Genomic DNA, 7637 nt, shown 5'->3' on the forward strand with positions numbered 1-7637 from the left:
TTCTCGGTGGTTAATTTTGTTTTACCACAGAGTACACAGAGGCTGCGCTACACTAAGAAATAGAAAGACTAGATATTTAAAATATTCCCTCTGTGTTCCTCCTTTTCTCTGTGGTTAATTTAGTTTTACCATCGAGTACACCGAAGCTACCTGTACAGAGATATACAAAAACAAATGTTGTTATATTTTCCCTCTATATTTCTCTAAGTCCTCTGTGGTTAATTTTGTTTTACCACCGAGTACACAGAAGCTACGCTCACAGAGAGATACAAAACAAATGTTATTATATTCCCCCTCTATGTTTCTCTGAGTGCTCTGTGGTTAATATTTTTTTACTGGTAAGAACAGTTAAACACTAATTCGCTTAACCCCATCAACCAACTTGTTCACATTAAAATTAATTAATAATCCAGTCTTTATACCAGTTAATTTTAAATAAGTTATTAATTGTGCGGTATGTATTGCTTGGAGTTTATCTACAGCTTTCAACTCTAAAATCAATACACCTGGAATCAAAACATCCAACCTATAGCCAGCATCAATCGTCATTCCTTTATAATTAATAGGTAATAAAACCTGACTTTGGGCTAAAATTCCAGCTTGGTTTAATTCATATAATAAACATGATTCATAGCTAGACTCCAACAAACCAGGACCTAACTCCTTATGAACTTCAATAGCGCAACCAATCACTTTTTGTGTTAGAAAATCCTTTTCCATCTTATTTCCTTTGATTTAGTCTCGAAAAACAAAGTTTAAACCACAGAGTACACAGAGGCTTCGCTTCACAGAGAAATACTAAAGAATATATAATCTTCCTCCGAAGTAGCTAACTTTAACGCTAAGAAGCAAAGACTTTGTATCACTTAACAATCTTTTCTCATTCTTTTTTCATTGAGCTTTTAATTTTTTCTCTGTGGTCCTCTGTGCTCTCGGTGGTTAATAAGTCTTTACCACTAAGAGTTCAGATTTAAACTTATCTAGAAAATCAAACTAATCACTTTATATATTTATAGCTTTTAATCTTTTCTCTGTGTTTTTCAGTGACCTCGGTGGTGACAAAGAGGTTAACCGCGCCCATATTTATCATCAAACCTAACAATATCGTCTTCGCCTAAATACGAACCAGTTTGCACTTCTATCAACTCTAATGGTAATACACCAGGGTTTTCTAATGCATGTACTTGCCCTAATGGAATATAGGTAGACTCATTTTCAGTTACTAAAAACGTTTTATCACCATTAGTAACTTTTGCAGTACCTGATACAACGACCCAATGTTCAGATCTGTGATGATGCATTTGCACACTTAATTTTGCACCAGGCTTAACAGTAATACGCTTAACTTGGTCGCGATCACCAAAATCTAAAGAATCGTATTTCCCCCAAGGGCGATATACTTCACGTTGATGTTTATATTCGTATCTTTCATCAGACTTTAATTTTTCAACAATTTTTTTAACATCTTGAACTTGGCTTTTGTCAGCAACTAATAAAGCATCTTTAGTTTCAACGATTACTAAATTATCAATACCAACCGTAGTTACTAATTTATGACCTGCGTTAATGTAAGAGTTAGTCGTATTATGACTTATAATATCACCATGATTTACATTACCGCTTTCGTCTTTTTCACTTACTTCCCATAATGAAGAAAAAGATCCTACATCGCTCCAGCCTGCATTCATAGGTACTACTATCGCGTTTTGGGAGTCTTCAGCCTTACATAAGGGCTCCATTACAGCGTAATCTATTGAGTCTTCAGGGCATTGTGCGAATATATCAGCACAAATACGCGTAAAATCTAAATCTTGAGATTTGCTCTCATAAGCTTTAGTACATACCTCAAGCATTTTTGGTGAAAATTTAGCAAGTTCCTCAAGGTAGCGAGATGCCTTAAACATAAACATGCCACTATTCCATAAGTACTCACCTGAATCTAGGTAACTTTGTGCAGTTGTTAAATCTGGTTTTTCTACAAAGCTTGCAACATCAAACCCAACAGATTCAAGTTGAGTACGCTTTTCACCTTGCTTAATATAACCATAACCGGTTTCAGCATGAGTAGGCACAATACCAAATGTTACTAACTTGCCTTGTTCAGCAAAATCAGAGGCAGTTACAACAGCAGTTTGAAATGCTGTTACATCTTTAATTACATGATCGGCAGCTAAAACTAATAATAGTGGGTCATCACCTTTTGCTATGGCAGCAAGTGCTGCTAGCGTGATCGCGGGAGCTGTATTTTTACCCATAGGTTCTAAAATAATATCGCTAGAACCAGTGCCATTAGCACGTAATTGCTCTGCAACAATAAATCTGTGTTCATTATTACAAATAATTAAAGGGTCAATCGTTGACGCAGGATCAAGTCTATTAATTGTTTCTTGCAATAAAGTATTTTCGTTTAATAATGCTAAAAACTGCTTTGGGTGTAAGGCGCGAGATAGTGGCCATAAACGGCTTCCGCTGCCACCAGACATAATTACAGGTAAAATCATAATATTCCTAAATATTTATATAAAGATAGCATTACAAAGGAAAGTTAAGCCTTACCCTTTATTCTTGTATCTTGTATCTTGTATCTTGTATCTTGTATCTTGTATCTTGTATCTTGTATCTTGTATTTGATTCTAACTTCTACTCAGCATTAAAATATCTCTTAGTATTTAAATGCACTTGTTCATCAAGCTTCAACGCTTCAACATCAAACCACTTATAGCCATTATGCTGAATATCCATAGGTAGGTTATCCAAATCCTGATCTAACTGTAATACATAAGCAATAGCGACATAATGAGTTGAGTACTCATCACCAAATACATTGTCAGTATAAAAATGATCAAAAGGTCCTAATAACTTAGCTTGTTCTATTGAATACTCAGTACCTAACTCTTCTTTAGTCAAGCGTTTAAATGCATCGGCCATGGCTTCATCTTTTAAAATACGCCCACCAGGTACAAACCAATTACCTTGCGCTGGTTTATTTAACCTTTGCCCAAGTAAAGCCTGCCCTTTATTATTTAAAACAACTAAATCAATAGAAACCAGCGGCGTACTTTCAATAACAGTACTAAAAACTTCTTTATCTAATAACATAATTACCTCATTAGTAGAAAGGTACAAGGCTAAAGTATTACTTTCTACTTTCTACTTTCAAACTTTCTACTAAACCCTGCCTTCTAACTTTACTTTCGACCCTTCAACGAACCTATCAAGCCTTGCAGCATTTTAGAAAGTTCAATTGTTTCGTCAACCCAAACTTTGCCAAGTTCTTTTGGAATAAAACATATTTTCCATTGCAATATAAAGTTGAGTACGTAATTCAGCTGAAGAACCTTTTGAGTAATATAAAAACCGAATTGTATCTTTATTTGAATAGCGCTCGTAACCTTCAGCTATATTAGAAGGTACAGATAAACTAGAACGAGTTATTTGATCTTTAAATCCAAAATCCTTACAACTTGCAAACTGCTTATAAATTTCGGACGATAACCGAGCAGAACGTTTCCATACATCTAAATCTTCAAATTTCATATCAACATTCCTTGTTTGTTTTAGTAGAAAGAAGCAAAAGTACAAAGGTAAAAGGATCACCCATTCTAACTTTCTACTTATCCCTTTCAACTTTAAACTTTCAACCTGTCTACTTATCACTTTCTACTACTCTTTATTTCCTAAAACTTTCTTGATTAGCCAAAAACCAATCATAAGTTTCAGTTAAGCCTTGTTCTAAACTAATTGAATATTCCCTCTGTGTTCCTCCTTTTCTCTGTGGTTAATTTAGTTTTACCATCGAGTACACAGAAGCTACCTTTACAGAGATATACAAAAACAAATGTTATTATATTTTCCCTCTCTGTTTCACCTAGTCCTCTGTGGTTAATTTCGTTTTACCACAGAGTACACAGAAACTACGCTCACAGAGAGATACAAAATAAATTTTATTATATTCCTCCTCTACGTTTCTCTGAGCCCTCAGTGGTTAATATTGTTTCACTGATAAAAACAGTCAAACACTAATTCGCTTAACTCCATCAACTAATCTATTCACATTAAAGTTAATTAATAACCCGGTTTTTATACCGGTTAATTTTAAATAAGTTATTAATTGTGCGGTATGTATTGGCTGGAGCTTATCTACTGCTTTCAATTCTAGAATCAGCTCACCTGGTATCAAAACATCCAACCTATATCCGGCATCAATATTCATTCCCTTATAATTAATAGGTAACAAAACCTGACTTTGAGCTAAAATTCCAGCTTGATTTAATTCATATAATAAACATGATTCATAGCTAGACTCCAATAAACCGGGACCCAACTCCTTATGAACTTCAATAGCGCAACCAATCACTTTTTGAGTTAGTAAATCCTTTTCCATCTTGATCCCTTTTATTTAATAGTTATTTGACCACAGAGTACATTGAGGCTTCACTCCACAGAGAAAAACACTAAAGAAAGTATAACTTCTCTTCTAGGTTCTTAACTTTAACACTACACACCGAGAAGCAAAGGCTTACACCACTAGGTAACCTTTCCCCACTTCTACTTTCCTTGAACTTTTTAATCTTTTCTCTTCATTTCTCAGTGCCCTCGGTGGTTAATTTATTTTTACCACTAAGAACTCAAATTTCGGCTTACCTAGGAACTAAACTAATCACTTTATATATTTTTTAGCTTTTAATCTTTTCTCTGTGCTCCTCAGTGCCCTCGGTGGTTAACTATATTTTATCACTGAGAATTAATTAGCACCACAGAGTATACAGAGGCTTTGCTACACAGAGAGAAATACTAAAGAATATATAACCCTTCTCCTAAGTAGCTAACTAAACTTTAACGCTAAGAAGCAAAGGTTTCATATCACTTAACAGTCTTATCTCATTCTTTTTTCATTGAGTTTTTTATCTTTACTCTGTGTCTCTCAGTGCCCTCGGTGGTTAATAAGCTTTTACCATTAAGAACTCTGATTACGGCTTACCTAGCTAACCTCTTTATATATTTTTTAACTATTAATCTTTTCTCTGTGTTTCTCAGTGCTCTCGGTGGTTAGGCGGCCTTTAATCAACCGCGCCCGTATTTATCATCGAACCTAACGATATCGTCTTCGGCTAAATACGAACCAGTCTGCACCTCTATTAACTCCAACGGCAATACACCTGGGTTTTCTAATGCATGTACTTGCCCTAATGGGATATAGGTAGATTCATTTTCAGTCACTAAAAATGTTTTATCGCCATTAGTTACTTTTGCAGTACCTGATACCACGATCCAATGCTCTGATCTGTGAAGGTGTTTTTGAAGGGATATTCTTTCGCCTGGTTTTACAGTTATTCGTTTTACCTGAAAATTTTCGCCCGTATCAATACAGTCATATTTCCCCCAAGGTCTATATACTTCTCGGTGGTTACTAACTTCAGCTCTTTTTTCAGTTTTTAATTCATTCACTATTGTTTTAATTTCTTGTGCTTTATCTTTATGAGCAACTAATACTGTATCTTTAGTATTTACTATCATCAAATCTTCAATACCAATTGTAGTAACAAGCTTATCTTCGCTTATTATTAATGTATTTTGGGTATTATCTACTTTCACATCACCAGTTAACACATTACCATTTTTATCTTTATTAGATACTTCCCATAAAGCATCAAAACTACCTACATCATTCCAACCAGCATCCATAGGTACTACAACAACTGAATCTAATCTTTCATTACACAGAGGTTCCATTATCGCGTAATCAATTGAATCTTCAGGGCAAGCCATAAATGCTTGTTTATCAATACGAATAAAATCCATATCTGTAACTTGAGATTCCATGGCTTTTACACAAGCTTTGTAAATATCAGGTCTAAATTTTTTCAGTTCCTCTAAATAACGGCTTGCTTTAAACATAAATAAGCCACTATTCCAGTAATAATCACCGGAGGTTACATATTCATTAGCCATTTTAAAATCTGGTTTTTCAATAAAAGAATCGACAATATAAGCTAGCCCTTTAGAGCCTGACTCAGCACCACGCTTAATATATCCATAGCCAGTTTCTGGTGAGTTAGCAACAATACCAAAAGTCACTAGCTTACCATTTTTAGTATATTCATAAGCGTGTTTTACAGATGTTTGAAAGGCTTTTTTATCATGAATCACATGATCCGCAGCCAAAACTAATAGAGTGGCATCAGAGTTTTCTTTAACTGCTTTTAAAGCAGCTAACGCAATTGTAGGCGCTGTATTTTTACCGATAGGTTCTAATAATATACCGCCATGCTCAACGCCTAATTGAAGAACTTGTTCTGCAGTTACAAACCTGTGCTCTTCATTACAGATAATAAAAGGAGCCCCACAATTTAAACCATTCAACCTATTTATAGTTTGTTGCAGCATGGTTTCATCAGAGTGAGTTAAATTCAGAAATTGCTTAGGATAATTAGTACGAGAAAGCGGCCATAAACGAGTACCAGAACCCCCGGCCATAATAACGGGAATAAACATTTAGAGGTTCCTAAAATTTATAAAGAAGAGAGGGATATTCTAATTCAAAAGATAAAATAAAAAAACACTTGTAGGAGCAGGCTTTAGCCGCGAACGGTTTTGATTACATACAAAAATATATGAATCCACTGTAGGAGCCAACTTTAGCTGCGAACAAATTAACCACAAAAACCAACTATAAACCCCATTCGGGCCTAAAGGCTCCTCCTACATTAAGCGTAATATTTACTCAATACGCTAATAAACTCATCAACCTGGTCGACTGGTAATTTATTAATACCTGCGGCTGCTTTACGACCGCCGCCTGTCGCAAATTGCGTACAAATTTCATCAGCACCAGCTCTATTTTCAAGTGGTGCTCTTACACTCACTAAATATGTACCATCAGCATTTAAAGTTAAAACAGCATGTGCTTTACTTGGGTTTGTATTAGCAAGTTCATTGCCATATACACCACTTATGCGCCTTGCCCATGCTTCACATGGTAATACATAAACTTCACAAATATCATTATTCACATGAGCTTGTATATCCGTAACGCTTTCATAATCTTTTTTGTAGCCTGCTTGTAATGTATAAAATACTGAACTTTTATCATCTTGTAATGTGAATGGGTTAGCAATACCGCTTAACTTTTTATAAAGTTCTACTGGGTCAAAATGCAAATCATCTAATGTTGCGCCATAACCGTTATAGTTAATCAAAGTACCTAATTCACATAAAAAAGCAGCTTGTTCATCAGTTAAGTCATATTCACTTGCTAATTTATCAGCTGTTGATACTAAATTATCACCATAAACGGCTGCAATAGCACGGCAAGATCATTATAAATTGAACTTATAGAACAAGTAGCGATCAGATCAAGGCATAATCCCCCTTTGGTAACTTAATATGAGCGCTACTTTTTTGAAACACTTTAATTCTATTACAGATCCTCGCATTGAGCGCTGCAAAAAGCATGAACTTATCGATATTCTTCTGCTAGCAATTAGTGCCGTACTCTCTGGTGCACAAGGATGGGAGGATATTGAAGACTTTGGGCATCTAAAGCTTGATTGGTTAAAAAGATATGGCTCTTTCGACGCTGGAATTCCAAAGCATGACACTATTGCTCGTGTCGTCTGTCGGTTAAAAGCGGATGA

General features: G+C 35.2%; 8 protein-coding genes. 1 reads left to right on the forward strand and 7 read right to left on the reverse strand.

Translation table 11 applies throughout. The annotated features are described in order from the left end of the window. Window positions 1-348 precede the first annotated feature (348 nt). The 7 genes from BM088_RS26405 to BM088_RS26435 form a co-directional block, all read right to left on the reverse strand. Entirely contained in the window at window positions 349-720 is a 372-nt protein-coding gene (locus BM088_RS26405) for a GxxExxY protein (RefSeq protein ID WP_091991866.1), read from the reverse strand. Between the two features lie 347 nt (window positions 721-1067). Then, on the reverse strand, window positions 1068-2501 hold the full coding sequence (locus BM088_RS26410) for a mannose-1-phosphate guanylyltransferase/mannose-6-phosphate isomerase (RefSeq protein ID WP_091991867.1): 1434 nt from the start codon (window positions 2499-2501) through the stop codon (window positions 1068-1070). Between the two features lie 139 nt (window positions 2502-2640). Then, entirely contained in the window at window positions 2641-3099 is a 459-nt protein-coding gene (locus tag BM088_RS26415; protein ID WP_091991869.1) for a GDP-mannose mannosyl hydrolase, read from the reverse strand. 153 nt (window positions 3100-3252) lie between these two features. Then, window positions 3253-3537 carry a four helix bundle protein gene (locus BM088_RS26420; RefSeq protein WP_342742251.1) on the reverse strand — a complete coding sequence of 95 codons (285 nt, stop codon included), beginning with the start codon at window positions 3535-3537 and terminating at the stop codon, window positions 3253-3255. Window positions 3538-4012: 475 nt separating this feature from the next. Further along, a complete protein-coding gene (locus BM088_RS26425) occupies window positions 4013-4384 on the reverse strand; it encodes a GxxExxY protein (protein ID WP_091991871.1) in 372 nt (123 codons plus the stop codon). A gap of 680 nt (window positions 4385-5064) precedes the next feature. Then, window positions 5065-6495, reverse strand: a complete 1431-nt coding sequence (locus tag BM088_RS26430) for a mannose-1-phosphate guanylyltransferase/mannose-6-phosphate isomerase (protein ID WP_091991873.1) — start codon at window positions 6493-6495, stop codon at window positions 5065-5067. Window positions 6496-6707: 212 nt separating this feature from the next. Continuing rightward, window positions 6708-7199, reverse strand: a complete 492-nt coding sequence (locus BM088_RS26435) for a DHH family phosphoesterase (RefSeq protein ID WP_091991875.1) — start codon at window positions 7197-7199, stop codon at window positions 6708-6710. 187 nt (window positions 7200-7386) lie between these two features. On the opposite strand from BM088_RS26435, the gene BM088_RS26440 reads away from it, so the two are divergent. Further along, on the forward strand, window positions 7387-7637 hold a 251-nt coding region (locus tag BM088_RS26440), incomplete at its 3' end, for a transposase family protein (protein ID WP_143085169.1).

The organism is Pseudoalteromonas denitrificans DSM 6059 (assembly GCF_900112265.1).
Lineage (GTDB): Bacteria > Pseudomonadota > Gammaproteobacteria > Enterobacterales > Alteromonadaceae > Pseudoalteromonas > Pseudoalteromonas denitrificans.

What these genes read in the sequence shown, in the direction of transcription:
- BM088_RS26420 (WP_342742251.1), bottom strand. Translation starts at nt 3,537, where the DNA reads ATGAAATTTGAAGATTTAGATGTATGGAAACGTTCTGCTCGGTTATCG.
- BM088_RS26405 (WP_091991866.1), bottom strand. Translation starts at nt 720, where the DNA reads ATGGAAAAGGATTTTCTAACACAAAAAGTGATTGGTTGCGCTATTGAA.
- BM088_RS26430 (WP_091991873.1), bottom strand. Translation starts at nt 6,495, where the DNA reads ATGTTTATTCCCGTTATTATGGCCGGGGGTTCTGGTACTCGTTTATGG.
- BM088_RS26425 (WP_091991871.1), bottom strand. Translation starts at nt 4,384, where the DNA reads ATGGAAAAGGATTTACTAACTCAAAAAGTGATTGGTTGCGCTATTGAA.
- BM088_RS26415 (WP_091991869.1), bottom strand. Translation starts at nt 3,099, where the DNA reads ATGTTATTAGATAAAGAAGTTTTTAGTACTGTTATTGAAAGTACGCCG.
- BM088_RS26410 (WP_091991867.1), bottom strand. Translation starts at nt 2,501, where the DNA reads ATGATTTTACCTGTAATTATGTCTGGTGGCAGCGGAAGCCGTTTATGG.